The following is a 19,609-nucleotide window of genomic DNA, read 5'->3' on the forward strand; positions in this document are numbered from 1 at the left end:
CTACTCGTCGAGGAGCTTGGTGAGGTTGGTGAGGCTGGTGATCAGCGCCGTGGTGTAGGTGAGGATCCGCGCGGCCCACTTGACCACCGCCGCGGCGATCTGCGCGGCGACGACCGGGATCGTCACCACGAAGACGGCCTCCACCGCCCACACGATCACCCTGGCCACCAGGTCGGCGATCAGGTCGCGGACGATCTCGCGGGTCTGCTCCACCAGGCCGCCCGCGCCTTCGGTGGCCGCCGCCATCGCCGCCGAGATCGCGGCCAGGCCGCCGATGGCCTCGACGTTGTTGGCCATCATGCCGCGGTAGGCGTCCGAGGCCGCGCCGGTCCAGTCGGGCAGATCTTCCTTGAGGTGCGCTTCGAGATCGGTGGCCATGGCGCCCAGCTCGGTGGCCATGTTGTTCCAGGTCTTGGCGTGGGACTGGACCACGTCCGGCGCGCCGGTCAGCTCGTCGAGCATCTCCCGCAGCGGCTCGAAGTACTCCATGGCCCAGCCCAGGCCGTTGGACAGCAGCGCGCTGATCGGGTCCAGCGCGCTCGCCGCGACCTCGACCGCCAGGCCCGCGCCGGCCAGCGCGTCGTCGACCCAGCCCTCGGACTTGATCGCGTCGGCCAGGCCCTCGATGCTGTCCGCGAGCCCGGCGCCCGTCCACGCCTCGCGGGACGACTCGACCGGGGCGACCAGTGAGTTGTCGGTCATGGCATTTCCCCGCCGCTCGAACGGATCAGGCCGGCGTGCTCCTCGTCGAGGGCTTGGTAGTCGTCGCCGCTGGCGCGCAGCTCCTCGGAGAGGAGCGAGAGGTTCTCCTCCACGTACGCGATCAGCTCGTCCTGCTTGGTGTGCCGGCCCTCCAGGACGCCGGAGATCCAGCCGCACAGCAGCCCGTACGCCTGGTCGTCCTGCGCGATGTTCGCGCTGGCGGACTTCACCGCGGCGAACCGGTCCTTGATCGCGTCCACGTTGGCGGCGTGCGAGCGCAGCTGCTCGATGTTGACGTTGTACCCGTCGCCCATGCTCACCACCGCTCGCGGTGCGTGTTGATCTCGTAGCCCTCGTCGTAGTCCTCGGAGTCGGAGTCGGAGTCGGAGTCGGAGTCGGGGGCGGCGGGCTCCGGGGCCGGACCGGTGCGCAGGTGCCGTTCCACGCTGTCCGCGATCGCCCGCGCCGCGGGCGATTCGGTGCCCACCGTGTCCGCGATGATCTCCTGGGACTGGTCGGCCAGCTTGTTCTTCGCGTCGCCGAGCGTGGCCATGATCGCCTGCGCGACGACATCCGGCGCCACCCGCTGGATCCGGCTGGTCAGCTGCAGGCCCACGAGCGCGCCGGTCGAGTCGACCGTGACCTCAGCCAGTCCGTTCGGGTCGCTCGCGGTCGCGCGGACCTGCTGCAGCCGGTCGCTCATCGTCTGGGTGTCCGCGGCCAGCTTGTCGATCCGGCCCTTCCATGCGGCCAGGCGCTCGCGTGCGCCGTCCGGATCGAGGATGTTGCCGTCCATGTTTCTCCGATTCCGCCAAGTGGCGCATTGCTCCGGGGGAGTTTAAACAGCGCGACGGCGGCGCAGTCGGCTCGCGTTCGAAAGTGGTTGGCATCACTCGTTTCTCGACGCCGAGCCGGAAAGAACGAAGGGCACTTCCCGCCGACCGAATCGGCGGGAAGTGCCCTTCGTCTTGGCGAACTAGCTGCCGGTGGGCGCCGCGTCTGCGTTGTCCGATGTGGTTTCGCCGCGTTTGACGGCGGACAGCAGCAGCTGGGCGACGTCGACGACCTCGACGGACTCGGAGGCGACCTTCTCGCTCTGGCGGGCGGTCAGGCCGTCGGAGAGCATCACCTTGCAGAACGGGCAGCCGGTGGCGATCTTCGTCGGCGCGGTCCCGAGTGCCTCGTCGACGCGTTCGACGTTGATGCGCTTGCCGATGCGTTCTTCCATCCACATCCGCGCCCCGCCGGCGCCGCAGCACATCGAGCGGTCCGCGTGCCGCGGCATCTCCCGGAACGTCGCCCCCGACGCCCCGACCAGGTCACGCGGCGGCGTGTAGACCTTGTTGTGCCGGCCCAGGTAGCAGGGGTCGTGGTAGGTGACGTCCTCGGCGACCGGCGCGACCGGCACCAGCCGCTTCTCCCGCACCAGCCGGTTCAGCAGCTGGGTGTGGTGCACCACCTCGAAATCCCCGCCCAGCTCCGAGTACTCATTCGCCAGGCTGTTGAAGCAGTGCGCACAGGTGGCGACGATCTTCCGCTTGCCGCGTTCGCGGCCCTCGAACACGCCGTTGAGGACCTCGACGTTCTGCTGCGCCAGCATCTGGAAGATGAACTCGTTGCCCGCCCGCCGGGCCGGGTCACCGGTGCAGGACTCCTCCGGCCCCAGCACCGTGTAGGACACCCCGGCCAGGTGCAGCAGCTCCGCCACCGCCCGCGTGGTCTTCTTCGCCCGGTCCTCGAACGCCCCCGCGCACCCGACCCAGAACAGGTACTCCACGTCGTCGGCGAGCTCGCCGTCGAACACCGGCACCTCGAAGTCCAGGCCCTCGGTCCACGCCAGCCGGTCCTTGGCGTTCTGGCCCCACGGGTTGCCCTTGTTCTCCAGGTTCTTGAACATCCCGCCCAGCTCGGTCGGGAAGTTCGACTCGATCATCACCTGGTACCGGCGCATGTCGACGATGTGGTCCACGTGCTCGATGTCCACCGGGCACTGCTCCACGCACGCCCCACAGCTGGTGCACGACCACAGCACGTCCGGGTCGATGACGCCCATTTCCTCGGGGCCGCCGATCAGCGGGCGCTCCGCCTCGGCCAGCGCGAGCACGTTGATGCCCGCCAGCTTGGTCTCGGCGTCGTCGCCGGTGATGCCGACCTCGTCGCCGGCCATGTCCTTGCGGCCCCCGGCCAGCAGGTACGGCGCCTTCGCATACGCGTGATCCCGCAGCGAGGTGATCAGCAGTTTCGGCGACAACGGCTTCCCGGTGTTCCACGCCGGGCACTGAGACTGGCACCGACCGCACTCCGTGCAGGTGGTGAAGTCCAGCCAGCCCTTCCAGGAGAAGTCCTCGATCTTGCCCGCGCCGAAGACGTCGGTGTCGGGGTCGGCCTCCTCGAAGTCCAGCGGCTTGCCCGCCGACGTCATCGGCTTCACCGCGCCCAGCGCCACCCCACCGTCGGCCTCGCGCTTGAAGTAGATGTTGAAGAACGCGCTGAACCGGTGCCAGGCGATGCCCATCGTCATGGTCCTGGAGATCACGATCAGCCAGATCGTGGCGCTCATCAGCTTGACGAAGGCGAAGAACGAGACGAGGTTCGGGCTGGCGGGCAGCAGGGCGCCGATCGGGCCGGAGACGAACTCGGCCCACAGCGGCATCTCGTGCACGCCCAGCGCGGACTTCGCGGCGCGGACGCCGAGGATGCCCACGCCCTCGATCAGGACCACGGCCTCGATGAAGTAGGCCCAGGCGAAGTTCGAGCCCTGGAAGCGGGAGACCCGGCCGGCGCGGCGCGGGTGGTTGCGCTGGCGGATCACGATCAGCACCAGGATGCCGACCACGGTGCCGACGCCGAGGATCTCCATCAGGAGGTGGAAGATCGCGAGGTCGTCGAGGATCGGCCAGCCCCAGGTCGGTACGAAGACCTCGCCGTAGGCCTCGAACAGCGCCAGGGAGCCGATCAGGAAGCCCCACATGACCAGCCAGTGCCAGATCCCGACGTTGCGGAACTTGTTCATCCGCGTGTGGGCGGCGAACTCCTTGACGAGGGTGGCCAGGCGGGCCATGACGGGGCCGTTTCGGGTACCGTCCGGCTGCCCGAGGCGGATGATGCGCACGAACTTGGCGATCGTCGCGGCGAACATGCCCCAAGCGACGATGCCGAGCACGACAGCGATCCCGCCGAGCGTGATCTGTACAGCGCCCATTGGTTCGGGTGCCTTTCCTCCGGGGGCGGTGGTGTGAGCAGCGTACGCCGTGTTACTCATCGGTAACTATACGGCCGCCGCCCATGTCGGGAACAGACGGTGATTCTGCGAGACCACTGGACGAAAAACTAGTTGTGCGGTCGTCCAAGTTTTTTCGGTCTTGCGTGCTCCAAGGGCGATCAACCGGTCCCCTGAGGGCGCGATGCCGTTGTGGGCGTTTCGGGAGTTGTTCCTGTTAGACGTGTGCGACGTCGCATCACGATTTCACCCAGCTCCGGGCACTGCCGCGGTCGATCGCGGCAGAATTGCGGCCGTGGTGCGATTTTCGCCACGTATTCGTTCGGGCGAACGATCTGTTCGGTCAAGTCAGCGGGTGGCGTCGAAACAGGGGGATCGGCATGGGTGGGTCGGGCGGCGAAGCGATGCGCGCATCGGACGCTGATCGGGAGGCGATCGCGCAGCGGTTGCGCGCGGCGCAGGACGAAGGCCGCCTCACCATCACCGAGTACGACGACCGCCTGCAGAAGGCGTACGCGGCGACGACGCTCGGCCAGTTGCAGCCGCTGGTGGCCGACCTGCCGGAGCCGGTGCCCGCGAAGCCGTCGCCGGAGGTCGTCAAGCGCGAGCGGCAGAAGCGCAACCTGATCAAGGAGTGGCGCGACTGGGCGGGCGTCTCCTTCATCCTCATCGCGATCTGGGCGGTGACCTCGATCAGCTCCGGTGAGCTGAAGTTCTTCTGGCCGATGATCCCGATGGGCATCTGGGCCGCGATCAACGTCGCCTCGATGATCTCCGGCGACAGCGGCGGCAAGAAGCACAAGGGCGACTCGGGCCACTAGGGAAAACCGGGTGCACGCGTGATCGGGCATCCGTATGCTGAAAAAGTAGGGCACTCGTACAAGTTTTTCTGGGAGGAAGCGTGGCCTACCTGCTGCTGGCGGTGGCGATCTTGAGCGAGGTGCTCGCCACGGTCTCGCTGAAGCTGTCCGAGGGCTTCAACAAGACCGTCCCGTCGATCCTGGTCGTGGTCGGCTACCTGGTGGCCTTCAGCGCGCTCAGCGCCGTGCTCAAGCTCGGCCTGCCGGTCGGCGTCGCCTACGCGATCTGGGCCGGGGCCGGGGTCGCGCTGGTGGCGATCATCGGTGCGGTGTTCCTCGGCGAGGGCATCACGACGGTGCAGGTCGCCGGCATCGCGTTGATCATCGGCGGCGTCCTGGCGCTCGAACTGGGCGGCGCGCATTGACGTCGCCACGGCGCACCCCCGACGAGGCGGAGACCGACGGCCGCCGCCTCAAGGGTGAGCGCCGTCGCCGCGCGATCATCGACGCGACGCTGCGGGTGGTCGCCCGCGACGGCGTCGCCGCGGTGAGCCACCGCAACATCGCCCGCGAGGCCGGGGTGCCGCCCGCGTCGATCGCGTACTACTTCGCGGGCATCGACGACCTGCTGGTGGCCACGCTGCTGGAGAGCTGCGAAACCCTGATCAACGAGATCGACCGGCTGAGCGGGCAGGTCCGGGAGAACTCGGACTGGCCGCGGGTGATCGCCGAGGCGCTGGCGACGATGGTGCGCGACCAGCGCGAACGCACCCTGGGCGAGTACGAGCTCTACCTGCTCGCCGCCCGCCGCCCGGCGCTGCGCCCGGCGGCCCGCCGCTGGATCGAGGTCGCCACCGGTTTCCTCAACGGCGGCGCGGGCGGCGACGAGCCGGTGATCCGGGCGCTGTTCGCTGGGATCGACGGCCTGCTCATGCAGGCGCTCATCGCCGACGAGCCGCCCACCGCCGACGAGCTCGAACCGACGGTGCGCTTCCTCCTGCAGCCGGTGGACTACCTGCGGGATGCGCGGCTGATCAGCTGAAGGTCGTGTTGTTCGCCCTGAAATCAAAGGTCCAGTTTCAATTGAAACTGCGGTCGACGCGGTGAGCGGGCTTCGAGGGGGCGGCGCACACTCCTCGCATGCGGGTCACGCTAGTCAGGGGCGACATCACGGAGCAGGACGTCGACGCCGTCGTGAACGCGGCGAACTCGTCGCTGCTCGGCGGAGGTGGCGTGGACGGCGCGATCCACCGGCGCGGCGGCCCGGCGATCCTCCAGGAATGCCGGCTGATCCGCGCGAGCCGGTACCCGGACGGGCTGCCGACGGGGCAGGCGGTCGCGACCACCGCCGGCGAGCTCCCGGCGCGCTGGGTGATCCACACCGTCGGGCCCACCTACACCGCCGCGGCGGACCGGTCCGGGCTGCTGGCGTCCTGCTTCCGGGAATCCCTGCGGGTCGCCGACGAACTCGGCGCCGAGGTCATCGCGTTCCCGGCGATCTCCACCGGCGTCTACCGGTACCCGCTCGACGAAGCGGCGCGGATCGCCCTGCGCACCGTGCGCGACGCCGAGACCGACGTCGCCGAGGTGCGCTTCGTGCTCTTCGACGCGAAGTCCCTGGCCGCTTTCGAGGCCGCCTACGACGAGGTCTTCGGAACCTGACCGATCGTCCCAAGTGGACGGACACCGAAAGTTCGTGAGCGTTTTGGAGCGCCCTGGCAGCTGTTGGGGATGGTAGGGCGGGTTTTGTCTTTGAAGCGGCGCAGCCGCTTAGCCCACCTACGCAGCTTGCACCGCCGCGGGTTCTCAGGGGTCTTCTCGCGAGGACAGCCCCGACGTGGTGAATTGGCATTCATGAGTCGGGGATCCCACAGCGAGAAGGCCTCTGAGGTTCCGCTACCCGCACCGCCATGCAAAACGAGCTTGGAAAACAGGTTCTAGCCGATGGTGGTGTTGTTCGGGCCTGCTTGGACGACGCCGACCTTGGCGTAGTCGGCGTCCTGGGTGAACGTCGTGCAGCCCATCGCGTTGGGCAGCGGGAGGAACATCGCCGCCTTGCTGTTCGGCGGGTACACCCGCAGGCCCTCGGCGGCCTCGGCGCCGCAGTCCTCCGGGTTCATGTGCGCGACCGGGCTGAACAGGAACGGCGCGGACGCCGTCTCGCCCGGCGCCAGGCTGATGACCGGCCGGTCCTTGATCACGCGCTTGGCGGGCTCGCCGATCTGGCGGCCGCCGCTGCCGACGTAGGAGACGCCGGGCGCGGAGGAGAGCGTGCAGGTGGTCGGGCCGGTGTTGGTGAACTGGAGCGGCGCGTAGATGTGCCCGGCGGCGCCGTCGGATTCGCCGAGCGTCAGCTTCAGGACGTCGACGCCGCAGTCCTGGCGAGTGCTGGAGCCGGCCGATCCGCTGGAGCCCTGGGTGTTCGAGGCAACGGGCGACCCGTTGCCGCCCGGCTCGACCGCGCTTACGCCCTGGTCCGACCCGGCGGAGCTCGATGCGATCGCGTCCGGAGTGCCCGGCTGCGGAGCGGACTGCTGCGGGCTGCAGGCCGTCGTGGCGGCGAGGACGAAAGCGCCCGCGACGAACATGCCGACCCGAATACCCCGAGAGTTCTTGAACACTGGTGCATCTCCTTGCTTCGTTCGCTGCGCCCGATCAGGAGACGCGTTGGCGCACAAGGGGTTGCGTCGGGTGCGCCGCGTCACAGTCGAGGGGAACGCCGCCGAATGGCGGAAGCCGAAAGTTGCGCGGCCCCCGACCAACGTCGTCTTCGGGAGAGTTCCGGGGTGTTTCGGGGGTGTCCCTGAGGCGTGGGCCGGGCGTTGTGCGTAATTTCGTGGGCGCGATCAAGCGGATTCAGGGGGATCACGATGGCTCGGGTGGGACTCGCGGTGGGCGGCGCGGCGCTGGTGCTGATCGGGGGAGCGGCACTGTTCTGGTGGCCGAATTCGTCCGTGCAGGAGCGCACCACCGCGTTGGACGGGATCGAACGCGTCGAGCTCGCAGGCGGCAGCGGCGAGGTCGAGGTGCGCCACGCGCCCGGCGGCCGGGGCGAGATCGTGCAGCGCGTGCACCGCTGGGAAGGCCTGTTCTGGGGCAGCAGCGACACCACCGACGAGATCGAGCACCGCGTCGAGGGCGGCGCGCTGGTGCTGCCGACCGACTGCGGCTGGAACTGCTCCGTCGACTACCAGGTCACGCTGCCGGTTTCGGTGCCCGTGCAGGGCAACCTCGGCTCCGGCGGGCTGAACGTGGCCGGCATGCGGTCGGTGCAGGCGGAGACCGATTCCGGCGAGATGACGATCCGCGACATCGGCGGCCCGGTCGCCGTGCGCACCGGCTCCGGCGGGGTTTCGGTGGCCCGGGTGAACGGCCCGGTCGACGCGGAAACCGGTTCCGGCGAGATCACGCTGGCCGAGGTCAGCGGTGAGGTCAGGATGAGCACCGGCTCCGGCGGGGTGTCGGCGACCCAGGTCGGCGGCTCGGTCGACGCGATCGCGGGCTCCGGCGAGATCACGCTGGCGGGGATCGGCGGCCGGGTCGCAGTCGAGAGCGGCAGCGGCGGCATCATGGGGGAGGACCTGCGCGGCGCGGACATCGTCGCGAAGGCCGAATCCGGCAGCGTCGAGCTGCGGCTGACCGGTCCGCAGACCGTCGAGGCGTCCACCGGCAGCGGCGGCATCGAGCTGACCGTGCCCAACGACCACTACCGCGTTGACACGGAGACCGGCTCCGGCGGCGTCGACGTGGGCGTCGTGCAGGACCCGGCGGCCGCGAAGCGCCTGACGCTGTCGACCGGCAGCTGGGGCATCACCGTCCGGTCGGCCTGACCCCTCCCCCGGCGCCGACATGTCGACAAGGCGATGTGTCGGCGTTCGCCCATGCCGCTGATTCGATCACGGCGAGGTGTCGGCCATGTCACGCCCGGGAACTCCCGTCCCTGGTCAGCCGTTGTGCTGGCAGAAAGCTTGAGTGACCCGCGCTCAATCCGGATTGACGGTGATGATGCGAAGTGGGTAAAACTTGAGTGAGCAAGGCTCAAGGGCCGGGGATGGCGCTTGAGCAGGTTTCAAGTCGGGAGGAATTGAGCATGGCGCGAGCGGTCGGCATCGACCTGGGGACGACCAACTCCGTCGTTTCCGTCCTGGAGGGCGGTGAACCGACGGTGATCGCCAACTCCGAGGGCTCGCGGACCACCCCGTCCATCGTGGCCTTCGCGAAGAACGGCGAGATCCTCACCGGTCAGCCCGCGAAGAACCAGGCCGTCACCAACGTGGACCGCACCATCCGGTCGGTCAAGCGGCACATGGGCACCGACTGGAAGGTCCAGATCGACGACAAGCCCTACACGTCGCAGGAGATCAGCGCCCGCGTGCTGATGAAGCTCAAGCGCGACGCCGAGGCGTACCTGGGCGAGGACGTCACCGACGCGGTGATCACCGTCCCGGCCTACTTCGAGGACGCCCAGCGGCAGGCCACGAAGGAAGCCGGCCAGATCGCCGGCCTCAACGTGCTGCGCATCGTCAACGAGCCCACCGCGGCGGCGCTGGCCTACGGCCTGGACAAGGGCGAGAAGGAACAGACCATCCTGGTCTTCGACCTCGGTGGCGGCACCTTCGACGTCTCGCTGCTGGAGATCGGCGAGGGCGTCGTCGAGGTCCGCGCCACCAGTGGTGACAACCACCTCGGTGGTGACGACTGGGACGAGCGGATCGTCGAGTGGCTGGTCGACAAGTTCAAGTCCTCCTCGGGCATCGACCTGACCAAGGACCGGATGGCCATGCAGCGGATCAAGGAAGCCGCTGAGAAGGCCAAGATCGAGCTGTCCAGCTCCTCCACCGCGGGCATCAACCTGCCGTACATCACGGTCGACGCGGACAAGAACCCGCTGTTCCTGGACGAGACGCTGTCCCGCGCCGAGTTCCAGCGGATCACCTCCGACCTGCTGGAGCGCTGCCGCAAGCCGTTCGAGGCGGTCATCCGCGACGCCGGCGTGAAGCTGGACGACATCGACCACGTGGTGCTGGTCGGCGGTTCCACCCGGATGCCCGCGGTCAGCGACCTGGTCAAGGACCTGACCAACGGCCGCGAGCCGAACAAGGGCGTCAACCCGGACGAGGTCGTCGCCGTCGGCGCCGCCCTGCAGGCCGGCGTGCTGCGCGGTGAGGTCAAGGACGTCCTGCTGCTGGACGTCACCCCGCTGTCCCTGGGCATCGAGACCAAGGGCGGCATCATGACCAAGCTGATCGAGCGCAACACCACGATCCCGACCAAGCGCTCCGAGACCTTCACCACCGCGGACGACAACCAGCCGTCGGTGCAGATCCAGGTCTTCCAGGGCGAGCGCGAGATCGCCGCGCACAACAAGAAGCTCGGCATGTTCGAGCTGACCGGTCTCCCGCCGGCGCCGCGCGGCATGCCGCAGATCGAGGTCACCTTCGACATCGACGCCAACGGCATCGTGCACGTCTCCGCCAAGGACCTGGGCACCGGCAAGGAGCAGTCGATGACGATCACCGGCGGCTCCGCGCTGCCGAAGGACGACATCGACCGGATGGTCAAGGACGCCGAGGCGCACGCCGACGAGGACAAGAAGCGTCGCGAGGAGGCCGAGGCCCGCAACCAGGCCGAGACGCTCGTCTACCAGACCGAGAAGGTCCTCAAGGAGAACGACGAGAAGCTGCCCGCCGACGTCAAGGACAAGGTGAAGGCCGCGATCGGCGAGGTCAACGAGGCGCTCAAGGGCGACGACGTGCCCGCCATCTCCGCCGCGGTGGAGAAGCTCGCCACCGAGTCGCAGGCCCTCGGCCAGGCGCTGTACGCCGAGGCGGGTGCCAACGCCGCGGCCGGTGCCGCCGGTGACGCGGGCGCCGCCGGTGCCGGTGCCGCCGGGGCCGGTGCGTCGAAGGACGACGACGTGGTGGACGCGGAGATCGTCGACGACGAGGACGAGAAGAAGAAGTGACCGCGGACAGGCCGGAAATGTCGCGCAACGAAGGCGAGCAGGAGCCGGTGGTGGTCCGGGATCGGCGGCGCATCGACCCCGTGACCGGCCAGCGCCGGACGCCTGCTCCGAACGGAGAAGAGGCGCAGGTGGCCGAAAGCATCTCCGGCACCCTCGACGAGGAGATCGTCAAGGGCGCCGCGCAGGAGGCCGCGGAGCCGACCGCCGAGCAGCCCGAGGGCGAGCAGGCGGCCGGCGAGCAGGCCGGGCTGCAGACGCAGGTCGACGAGCTCACCGCCGATCTCAAGCGGGTCACCGCGGAGTACGCGAACTACCGCAAGCGGGTGGAACGCGACCGCGAATCGGTGATCGCCGCCGCGAAGGCGTCGGTGGCAGGCGACCTGCTGACGGTGCTCGACGACCTCGAGCGCGCGGAGGCCCACGGCGACCTCAACGGCGCCTTCAAGGCCGTGGCGGACAAGCTGATCACGGCGTTGAACTCGGCTGGGTTGGAGGCGTTCGGCGCCGAAGGCGACGAGTTCGACCCGTCGGTGCACGAGGCGGTGCAGCACAGCACCTCCCCGGACGTCAGCGGGCCGACCGTCACGGCCGTGCTGCGCCGCGGCTACCGGTTCGCCGACCGGGTGCTGCGCCCGGCGATGGTCGCGGTGACCGATCACGAGCCGGCCGCCGAGCCCGCCGGATCCGCCGAGCCGGCGGCCGACGAGAAGCAAGCCGAGCAGGGTTGATCGGGAACGGAGGGAGGAGCGCCCGGTGAGCGCCAGGGAATGGCTTGAGAAGGATTTCTACGCCGAACTGGGCGTCTCCTCCACGGCTTCGGCCGACGAGATCAAGAAGGCGTACCGGAAGCTGGCCCGGGAGAACCACCCGGACGCCAACCCCGGGAACGCCCAGGCCGAAGCCAAGTTCAAGGCCGTCTCCGAGGCCTACGGCGTGCTGTCCGACACGGACAAGCGCAAGCAGTACGACGAGGCCCGGAAGCTGTTCGGCAGCGGCACGTTCGGCGGCGGCCAGGGCGGCTTCGGCGGTTTCGGCGGCCCGGGTGGCGGCGGCTTCGACATCGGCGACCTCTTCGGGGGCGCCGGTGCCGGTGCCGGTGGCAGCGGGCTCGGCGACCTGTTCGGCGGCCTGTTCGGCAACCGCCGTTCCGGCGCCGGAACGTCCCACCGGCCGCGGCGCGGCGCCGACGTGGAGACCGAGGTGCGCATCGACTTCGCCGAAGCGGTGCGCGGGGCCACGGTTCCGCTGCGGCTGTCCAGCCCGGTGAGCTGCCCGACCTGCCACGGTTCGGGCGCCAAGCCGGGCACCCGGCCGCGCGCCTGCGCCACCTGCACCGGTACCGGGCTGGTGACGCGGAACCAGGGCGCGTTCGCGTTCAGCGAGCCGTGCCCGGACTGCCGGGGCCGCGGCCAGCTGATCGACGACCCGTGCCCGGACTGCCGCGGCGAGGGCGTCAGCACCCGCAGCCGGACGCTGACGGTGCGGATCCCGGCCGGGGTGTCCGACGGGCAGCGGATCAGGCTGGCGGGTCAGGGCGAACCCGGTCGGCAGGGCGCCGCCTCGGGCGATCTGTACGTCGTGGTGCACGTCAACTCGCACCGGGTGTTCGGACGTTCTGGTGATGACCTGACGATCACGGTGCCGGTCACCTTCCCCGAGCTGGCGCTGGGCACTACGTTGACCGTGCCGACCCTGGACGGGAAGGTCTCGCTGAAGGTCCCGGCCGGGACCGGCAGCGGCCGCACCTTCCGGGTGCGTGGCAAGGGCGTGGGCAAGAAGGACGGCAGCAGCGGGGATCTCCTGGTGACGTTGCAGGTCGTGGTTCCGTCCAAGTTGGACGAGAAGGCGGCCGAGGCGCTGGCGGACTACGCGGAAGCGACCGCCGACCACGATCCGCGCCGCGACCTGAACGAGCTGCTCGGGAGGTAGTCATGGCCGGTCGCCCCACCGATCCGGGCTTCGGGTTCCCGCCGGGGGCCAACGAGGACACGCCGATGTTCGTGATCTCGGTGGCCGCACAGCTGTCCGGGCTGCACGCGCAGACCCTGCGCAGCTACGACCGGCTGGGCCTGGTCTCGCCCGGGCGAACCCCGGCGGGCGGCCGCCGCTACTCACTGCGCGACATCGCCCTGCTCCGCGAGGTGCAGCGCCTCTCCCAGGAGGAGGGCGTGAACCTGGCGGGCATCAAGCGGATCATCGACCTGGAGAACGAGGTCGACGCGCTCCGCGCGAAGGTCCAGGAGCTGGCCGAGGAGGTGGCGGCGGCGCACGCGGCGGCGGAACAAGCCGCGGCGGCGGTGCACGCCTCCTACCGCCGGGACCTGGTCCCGATCCGCCAGGAGACGGCCCTAGTCGTCTGGAAACCAGACCGCAAACGCAGATGATCGGCTGCCAGGCTCGTTCTGCGTAGCGGTGCGAGTAGCGGAACCTCAGAAGCCTTCTCGACTCCGGGATCCCCGACTTGAGTATGTCCAAATACGAGGCGTCGGGGCTGTCCTCGCGAGAAGGCTTCTGAGAACCCGCGGCGGTGCAAGTTGCTGGGGTGGGCTAAGCGCCTCCGGCGCTTGCGGCGGCTTTAAGCGCAACTCGCGCTTTGCGTCGCGGTGTCGGTCTACCACCGGAAAGCGGTTGCGCCGCTTGTGACCGTTCATGACGACAAGCGCATCGCATTTCGTTCGCTGTTCGCGGGGACACGGAGATGGCCTCGCCGACAACACGAAGCAAAGAGACGCCTCCGACCGGTTCGGTCGGAGGCGTCTCTTTGCTTCAGGTCAGTCCAGGGTGAACGGGTCATAGCGGATGTGGTCGAGGGAGGTTCCCGCGACGAGCATGCTCGAGACCGTCGCACGGATCATCCCCGGCGAGCCGCTGACCAGCACGTCCCAGTCCTTCCAGGCGCCGTAGCGGGTCACCGCCTCGGCGAGCGTGCCGTGCTCGGTGCCCGAGACGCCCGGCTCGTCCTCCAGCACCGGCGTGATCGTCAGCCAAGGGTTGTGCATCGCGATGCGCTGCAGGTTCTCCAGGTCGTAGAGGTCCTCGCGGGTCCGGCCGCCGTAGAACATCTGCACGCGCGGGTTCTCGCCGTACTGCGCGAGGTCGTCGATGATCGCGCGCATCGGGGTCAGCCCGGTGCCGCCGGCGATCATCAGCACGTCCGGGGTGTTCTCCCGGTCCACGGTCAGCCGGCCCATCGGCGAGCCGATCCGCCACTGGTCGCCAGGGCGGGCGTGACCGACCAGCGCCCGGCTGACCCAGCCGCCCTCGACGGACCGGACGTGGAACTCCATGATCCCGTCGTCGTTCGGCGCGTTGGCCGGGGTCAGGTAGCGCCACAGCCGGGGCCGCTGCGGCACCTCGACGCTCACGTACTGCCCGGGCTGGTACGGCACCGGGTGGTCGGACTGGACGCGGAGCACCGCGACGTCCCAGCTCAGCCGCTCGTGGTGAACGATCTGGCCGGTGTACCAGGCGGGGCCGTCGTCGGCGGTGGCCGCCTCGGTCATCGCGGAGGCCATCACGGTGTACGCCTCGGCCCAGGCGCGCTCGACGCTGTCGGTCCAGGCGTCGCCGGCGTACTTCTTGATCGCGGCGAGCAGCGCGGTGCCGACCGCCTCGTAGTGGGCTGCGACCACGCCGAACTTGCGGTGGTCGCGGCCGAGCTGGTGCAGGAACGGCAGCAGCTCGTCGGGCTTGTCGACCATCTGGATGACGTGCACGAGCGCCCGCAGCAGGCGGCTGCGCTGCACTTCCATGTTGACCGCGAACAGGTCGCGGGTGGCCGGCGAGAGGCTGAAGAGCATGCCGTAGAAGAACCTGGACACCTCGTCGGTGTGCGGCTCGACGACGGCGAAGCTCTCGCGGATCAGACGGACCATCTTGCTCACACCGGAGTTCGACGGCTCGTTGTTCGGGGGTGGTCCGGGGCTCAGTACGGCGTTCGCTGTCATGGTTCGGGGCGTTTCTCCACGTTGGCGGTCGTACCCAAGGCAGGCACACCACTACTTCCAAGCGTCCCCCGACACAGGGAGGACCCTAACTCGTGCCTAGCGACACGTCTGCCTTGATGCCACTTTTGAGTGCTTTTCAACTACATCTCGTAGATCGTGCATCGACCTGTTGGGGGAACCTAGTATCCACCGTTGTGACGGAAGAGGGAGGCGTGACACGGTGACCCGCGTGACCCCCGATCACCCGACGCCGACCGGAACAGCCGATGCGGCGCTGCTCGACCTGGAGCTGTCCGACCCGCCGACCCCGAACGATGCCTGGCAGGTCGTGACCCCGCTCCAGCACCACGGACCGGCGGCCGCGCCGCCGCGCGACCCGTTCGTCGAGGAGCGGCCCGTCCCGCTGCCCGGCTCTGCCGGCGAACACCTGCTGCAACGCGCCTACGGCACCGAGAAGCGAGCCCGGAAGTTCTACGACGACCAGGTGCTCGACCGCCTGAACCCGCAGATGAAGGAGTTCATCGGGCGGATGGAGATGGCGTTCGTGGCCACCTCCGACTCGCGCGGCGAGTGCGACTCCAGCCTCCGCGCCGGGCCGCCCGGCTTCATGGAGGTCCTGGACGACCGGCACCTGTGCTACCCGGAGTACCGGGGCAACGGCGTGCTGGCCGGCCTGGGCAACATCAGCGAGAACCCGCACGTCGGGATCCTGCTGGTGGACTTCGTCACCGACCTGATCGGCCTGCACGTCAACGGCAAGGCCCGCATCGTCGAGGACGCCGACCTGCGCTCGATCTACCCGGCGCTGCCCGCCGAGTTCGACCGCGGCCGCACGCCGGAGCGCTGGGTGGTGGTGCAGGTCGAGGAGGCCTACATCCACTGCCGCAAGCACATCCCGCGGATGGTGCCGGTGCTGCGCACGCGCAGCTGGGGCACCGACGACGTCAAGCGCAAGGGCGGCGACTACTTCGAGTCCAAGGGCATGCCCCGGCCGTGGCATCGGCCCGAACCGGTGGGCAGCCGCGACTGCTGAGCCCGGCCCGCGCGGTCCGCCCGCACTGCCACGAGAAATGTGTTCGAGACGTGCACTTAAAGTGGGGCGAAACGGACTAGCGTTGACCTCGCGAGGAGCGGGCCGACGGGTGGTGCCGCCACGATCGTCGGCGGCGCGGGCGGGAGAGCTGTGATCGAGGACGAGGCGCGCGGGCCTATCGGCGGGGTGCGCGAGGAGGGTGTCGACCGGCGCACCGCGGCGGAGTCCGTCGAGCGCGAGCTGGTGATGATGTTCCGCCGCGCCCGGAACCTGTCGACCACCGTGGCCGCGCACGTGCACCCCGACCTGGATCCGGCCTCGTACAGCCTGCTGCTGATGGTCGACGACGCCGGGCCGCTGCGCGGCATGGACGTCGCGGATCGCACCGGGCTGGACAAGTCCACGGTGAGCAGGCAGATCGCCACGCTGGTGGACCTGGACCTGCTGGAGCGGGTGCCGGATCCGGACGACGGCCGGGCCCGCCGGATCCAGCTCTCCGACCTGGGCCGCGAGCGGCTGGCCCAGGTGCGCGAGGAGCGCCGCAAGCACCTGCACGGCCAGTTCGCCAGCTGGACCACCCAGGACCTCAAGGAGCTGGCCCGCCTGCTGGGCAAGCTCAACGGCATGATGTGAGCTCGTTCTTCCAGATCAGGGGCGCCCCCGGCCGATCTTTCCGGCCGGGGGCGCCCTTCGTTTTCCGCTGATCGCGCGAGCGGTGGGTGGCGTCACAGCGAGACAAGTTGTGCGGTGCAACTAAATAAGTTTATAGTTGCGTGCAGCAACTAAAGGATTGGGCTCATGGGACCGACACTCGAGACCTGCGCCGAGCTGCTCCGACCGCTTCGAGCGATGCTCGGCCTCAAGCAGGTGGCCATGCAGCGAGGGCAGTTCACGGCGGAACAGGTGCCCTACGCCGCCGCCGGGCTGCTCACCGAACTCGTCTTCCGCGGTGAGTGCCGGGCCTCCGACCTCGCCCACCACCGGATCGTCGACGCGTCCGTGGTGAGCCGCCAGGTCGGGCAACTGGAGCAAGCCGGCCTGATCACCCGCCGCCCCGACCCCGCCGACCGGCGAGTAGCGCTGCTGCGCGCCACGGCCGAGGGGGAACGCGCGGTGGCAGAGCTGGAACGCCGGAAGGCGGAATGGATCGGCGAGGCGCTGGCCCACTGGGACGACGCCAAGGTGCGCCAACTCGCCGGACTGCTGGGGGAAGCGATGGACGACATCCGTCGCAACACGTTCAACGACGGGGCCTGCCTCACCAGCCCCGTGACCAAGGAAGGAACTCGATGACCACCTCGACGGAGACGGCGCCGGACGCCACAGCGCCGGCCCGCCGGGACGGGCGCGACGAGCCCGCCGCGGGATCGTCGATGACGCATCGGCAGATCCTCGAGGCGATGTCGGGCCTGATGCTGGCGCTGTTGGTCGCCATCCTCAGCTCGACGATCGTGTCGAACGCGCTGCCCCGGATCATCGCCGACCTCGACGGCACCCAGGGGCAGTACACCTGGGTCGTCACGGCGATGCTGCTCACCTCGACCGCATCCACCCCGATCTGGGGCAAGCTCTCCGACCTGTTCAGCAAGAAGCTGCTCTACCAGCTGGCCATCACGATCTTCACGGTCGGCTCGGTGCTCGGCGGTTTCGCGCAGTCCATGGAGACGCTCATCGGCTTCCGGGCCCTGCAGGGCATCGGCATGGGCGGCCTGCAGGCGCTGATCCAGGTCGTGATCGCGGCGATGGTCTCGCCGCGCGACCGCGGTCGCTACAGCGGCTACATCGGCGCCACCTTCGCGGTCGCCACGGTCAGCGGCCCGCTGGTCGGCGGCCTGATCGTGGACACCTCGTGGCTGGGCTGGCGCTGGTGCTTCTGGGTGACCGTGCCGATCGCGGTGATCGCGTTCATCGTGCTGGGCCGGACGCTGAAGCTGCCGGTCATCAAGCGGCCGGTGAGGATCGACTGGTTCGGCGCGCTGTTCCTGGTCGGCGGCGTGAGCCTGCTGCTGGTGTGGGTCTCGCTGGCCGGCAAGCAGTTCGAGTGGTGGTCGGTGGAGACCGCGACCTACGTCGGCGGCGGCCTGCTCGCCCTGATCATCGCCCTGATCATCGAGACCAAGGTCAGCGAGCCGATCGTGCCGCTGCGGATGTTCCGCAACCCGACGGTCACGCTGTCCACCATCGGCACCGTCGCGGTCGGCACCGCGATGTTCGGCGGCTCGGTGTTCCTGGGCCAGTACTTCCAGATCGCGCGCAGCTTCACGCCGACCACGGCGGGTCTGATGACGCTGCCGATGGTCGGCGGCCTGTTCATCTCCTCGACCGTGTCCGGGCAGATCATCTCCAGGGTCACCGGCAAGATCAAACCGTTCCTGGTGATCGGCTCGATCGTGATGATCGCGTCGATGTGGCTGCTGAGCACCTTGGACCACGAGACGAACCTGGTGCTGGTCGGGGTCTACCTGTTCCTGATGGGCGTCGGCGTCGGCATGCTGATGCAGAACCTGGTGCTGGCGGTGCAGAACACCACCAGCGGCAAGGACATGGGGTCGGTGACCTCGGTCGTGACGTTCTTCCGGACCCTCGGCGGCTCGGCGGGCGTCTCGGTGCTGGGCGCGGTGCTGGCCACCCAGGTGTCGGACTACATCGTGCAGGGCCTGGCGAAGATCCCCGGCGTGCCGAAGGGGGCCGGCTCGGGCGGCGGCTCGCTCGACGTCGACCACCTGCCGGAACCCGTGCAGACCATCGTGCGGGCGGCCTACGGCGACGCGATCGGCGACATCTTCTTCGTCTCCGCGTGCATCGCGGTGGTCACCTTCCTCGCGGTGATCTTCATCCGGGAGACCCCGCTGCGCACCACGATCGACAGTCACGAGGAAAGGGAGGCGGCAGCCGTGGCCGCGCACGACGACGCTGTGGACAACATCACCCGGCCTGTGGACAACTCGGCCGTGGCGCGTCCCGCGACGAACGGTTCTGCCCAGGTTGGGGGCGTCGGGCCGCGGCCCGCGCAGCTGACCGCCGAGCCTGTGGACAACTCTGTGGATGATCGCTCGGATGCCTGGTCAGAGCCGGTTGCGCCGCGTCGCTACGCGACCAACGGCAAGCACCTGGCGGGCGAGTTGAGGAGCCCGGTCGACGGCGGCGGGCTGTTCGTGCACGGCACTGTCCAGGACTCGGTCGGCACGCCGGTCTCCGGCGTCGTGCTCACTCTCACCGACGCCAACGGCCGGCAGGTCGAACGTGCCCGCACCGACCAGGACGGGCAGTTCCAGCTCGCGGTCGGCCACGGCGGCACCTACGTGCTGATCGCCTCCGGCGGCAGCTACCAGCCGACGGCGTCGATGGTCGTGGTCGGCGACCGCCCGGTGCGCCACGACGTGCAGCTGCTCGGCGCCGGGCGGCTGACCGGCCTGGTGCACGTCGGCGGCCAGGGCGTCGCCGGGGCGATGGTGGTGCTCACCGACGTCCGCGGCGAGGTGGTCGCCAGCGCGGGCACCGGGCCGGACGGGCACTACCTGTTCGCGGACCTCGTCGGCGGCTCCTACGCGCTGACCGTCACCGCGCCCGGCTACCGGCCGGTGGCGAACTCGGTCACCGTGACCGACGGCGATCAGTCCGCACTGGACGTCGCGTTGCAGTCCGGCGCGCAGCTCAGCGGCGTGGTCCGGTCGGCCAACCTCGGTGTCGCGGTGGCGGATGCGCGGGTGACGCTGCTGGATTCCGGCGGCGCGGTCGTCGGCGCGGCGACCACCGACATCGACGGCAACTACACCTTCACCGACCTGCCGGACGGCGAGTACACGGTGATCGCGACCGGCTACCCGCCGATCGCCACCTCGCTGCGCCTGTCGGGCGAGCAGAGCACCCACGACGTCGAACTCGGCTACCCGCAGGGCGACTGACCACCGGTCGTGAGTGGAGCGAACGGACTGTTCGCCT

At 69.4% G+C, this 19,609-nt stretch carries 19 protein-coding genes; 13 read left to right on the forward strand and 6 right to left on the reverse strand.

The features are described 5' to 3' along the window. The 4 genes from E1288_RS05895 to E1288_RS05910 form a co-directional block, all read right to left on the reverse strand. Positions 1-702: a WXG100 family type VII secretion target gene (locus E1288_RS05895; protein ID WP_132481967.1), complete on the reverse strand. Its 702-nt coding sequence runs from the start codon at positions 700-702 to the stop codon at positions 1-3. Beyond that, positions 699-1,016 carry a type VII secretion target gene (locus E1288_RS05900; RefSeq protein WP_132481970.1) on the reverse strand — a complete coding sequence of 106 codons (318 nt, stop codon included), beginning with the start codon at positions 1,014-1,016 and terminating at the stop codon, positions 699-701. Before E1288_RS05900 ends, E1288_RS05895 begins: the two co-directional genes overlap by 4 nt. Before the next feature lie 2 nt (positions 1,017-1,018). After that, the gene (locus E1288_RS05905) at positions 1,019-1,498 is read right to left on the reverse strand and encodes a YbaB/EbfC family nucleoid-associated protein (protein ID WP_132481973.1); all 480 of its coding nucleotides are present in this window, start codon (positions 1,496-1,498) and stop codon (positions 1,019-1,021) included. Between the two features lie 180 nt (positions 1,499-1,678). After that, positions 1,679-3,904: a (Fe-S)-binding protein gene (locus E1288_RS05910; protein ID WP_132481976.1), complete on the reverse strand. Its 2,226-nt coding sequence runs from the start codon at positions 3,902-3,904 to the stop codon at positions 1,679-1,681. 398 nt (positions 3,905-4,302) lie between these two features. On the opposite strand from E1288_RS05910, the gene E1288_RS05915 reads away from it, so the two are divergent. The 4 genes from E1288_RS05915 (at position 4,303) to E1288_RS05930 (ending at position 6,384) form a co-directional block, all read left to right on the forward strand. Continuing rightward, positions 4,303-4,743, forward strand: coding sequence for a DUF1707 SHOCT-like domain-containing protein (locus tag E1288_RS05915; protein ID WP_207954211.1), 441 nt, complete (start codon positions 4,303-4,305; stop codon positions 4,741-4,743). Positions 4,744-4,823: 80 nt separating this feature from the next. Then, positions 4,824-5,147 carry a DMT family transporter gene (locus E1288_RS05920; protein WP_132481978.1) on the forward strand — a complete coding sequence of 108 codons (324 nt, stop codon included), beginning with the start codon at positions 4,824-4,826 and terminating at the stop codon, positions 5,145-5,147. Next, positions 5,144-5,764 carry a TetR/AcrR family transcriptional regulator gene (locus E1288_RS05925; protein WP_132481981.1) on the forward strand — a complete coding sequence of 207 codons (621 nt, stop codon included), beginning with the start codon at positions 5,144-5,146 and terminating at the stop codon, positions 5,762-5,764. Before E1288_RS05920 ends, E1288_RS05925 begins: the two co-directional genes overlap by 4 nt. 98 nt (positions 5,765-5,862) lie before the next feature. After that, complete coding sequence (locus tag E1288_RS05930) at positions 5,863-6,384, forward strand: O-acetyl-ADP-ribose deacetylase (protein WP_132481984.1); 522 nt, start codon at positions 5,863-5,865, stop codon at positions 6,382-6,384. Between the two features lie 275 nt (positions 6,385-6,659). On the opposite strand, the gene E1288_RS05935 is transcribed toward E1288_RS05930, so the two are convergent. Continuing rightward, a complete protein-coding gene (locus tag E1288_RS05935; protein ID WP_132481987.1) occupies positions 6,660-7,343 on the reverse strand; it encodes a DUF4232 domain-containing protein in 684 nt (227 codons plus the stop codon). A 249-nt stretch (positions 7,344-7,592) separates the two neighbouring features. Here E1288_RS05935 and E1288_RS05940 point away from each other — a divergent pair, with 249 nt between their 5' ends. The 5 genes from E1288_RS05940 (at position 7,593) to E1288_RS05960 (ending at position 13,071) form a co-directional block, all read left to right on the forward strand. Then, positions 7,593-8,552, forward strand: a complete 960-nt coding sequence (locus E1288_RS05940; protein WP_132481990.1) for a DUF4097 family beta strand repeat-containing protein — start codon at positions 7,593-7,595, stop codon at positions 8,550-8,552. Between the two features lie 260 nt (positions 8,553-8,812). Beyond that, entirely contained in the window at positions 8,813-10,687 is a 1,875-nt protein-coding gene (gene dnaK / locus E1288_RS05945) for a molecular chaperone DnaK (RefSeq protein ID WP_132481993.1), read from the forward strand. A 17-nt stretch (positions 10,688-10,704) separates the two neighbouring features. Further along, positions 10,705-11,415: a nucleotide exchange factor GrpE gene (grpE, locus tag E1288_RS05950; protein WP_132482272.1), complete on the forward strand. Its 711-nt coding sequence runs from the start codon at positions 10,705-10,707 to the stop codon at positions 11,413-11,415. 25 nt (positions 11,416-11,440) lie between these two features. Further along, on the forward strand, positions 11,441-12,616 hold the full coding sequence (dnaJ, locus tag E1288_RS05955) for a molecular chaperone DnaJ (RefSeq protein ID WP_132481996.1): 1,176 nt from the start codon (positions 11,441-11,443) through the stop codon (positions 12,614-12,616). Between the two features lie 2 nt (positions 12,617-12,618). Continuing rightward, complete coding sequence (locus E1288_RS05960; protein WP_093263994.1) at positions 12,619-13,071, forward strand: heat shock protein transcriptional repressor HspR; 453 nt, start codon at positions 12,619-12,621, stop codon at positions 13,069-13,071. Between the two features lie 387 nt (positions 13,072-13,458). On the opposite strand, the gene E1288_RS05965 is transcribed toward E1288_RS05960, so the two are convergent. Beyond that, complete coding sequence (locus tag E1288_RS05965) at positions 13,459-14,562, reverse strand: FAD-binding oxidoreductase (RefSeq protein WP_132481998.1); 1,104 nt, start codon at positions 14,560-14,562, stop codon at positions 13,459-13,461. 301 nt (positions 14,563-14,863) lie between these two features. Between E1288_RS05965 and E1288_RS05970 the strand changes: the two genes are divergently transcribed. The 4 genes from E1288_RS05970 (at position 14,864) to E1288_RS05985 (ending at position 19,572) form a co-directional block, all read left to right on the forward strand. Then, on the forward strand, positions 14,864-15,667 hold the full coding sequence (locus E1288_RS05970) for a pyridoxamine 5'-phosphate oxidase family protein (RefSeq protein ID WP_132482000.1): 804 nt from the start codon (positions 14,864-14,866) through the stop codon (positions 15,665-15,667). Positions 15,668-15,817: 150 nt separating this feature from the next. Then, positions 15,818-16,300 (forward strand): MarR family winged helix-turn-helix transcriptional regulator, encoded by a 483-nt coding sequence (locus tag E1288_RS05975; RefSeq protein WP_132482002.1) that lies wholly within the window; start codon positions 15,818-15,820, stop codon positions 16,298-16,300. Positions 16,301-16,465: 165 nt separating this feature from the next. Continuing rightward, entirely contained in the window at positions 16,466-16,960 is a 495-nt protein-coding gene (locus tag E1288_RS05980; protein ID WP_132482004.1) for a MarR family winged helix-turn-helix transcriptional regulator, read from the forward strand. After that, a complete protein-coding gene (locus E1288_RS05985) occupies positions 16,957-19,572 on the forward strand; it encodes an MFS transporter (protein ID WP_132482006.1) in 2,616 nt (871 codons plus the stop codon). Before E1288_RS05980 ends, E1288_RS05985 begins: the two co-directional genes overlap by 4 nt. Positions 19,573-19,609: the final 37 nt, after the last annotated feature.

It is taken from the genome of Saccharopolyspora elongata, assembly GCF_004348985.1.
In the GTDB taxonomy this organism is placed as follows: domain Bacteria; phylum Actinomycetota; class Actinomycetes; order Mycobacteriales; family Pseudonocardiaceae; genus Saccharopolyspora; species Saccharopolyspora elongata.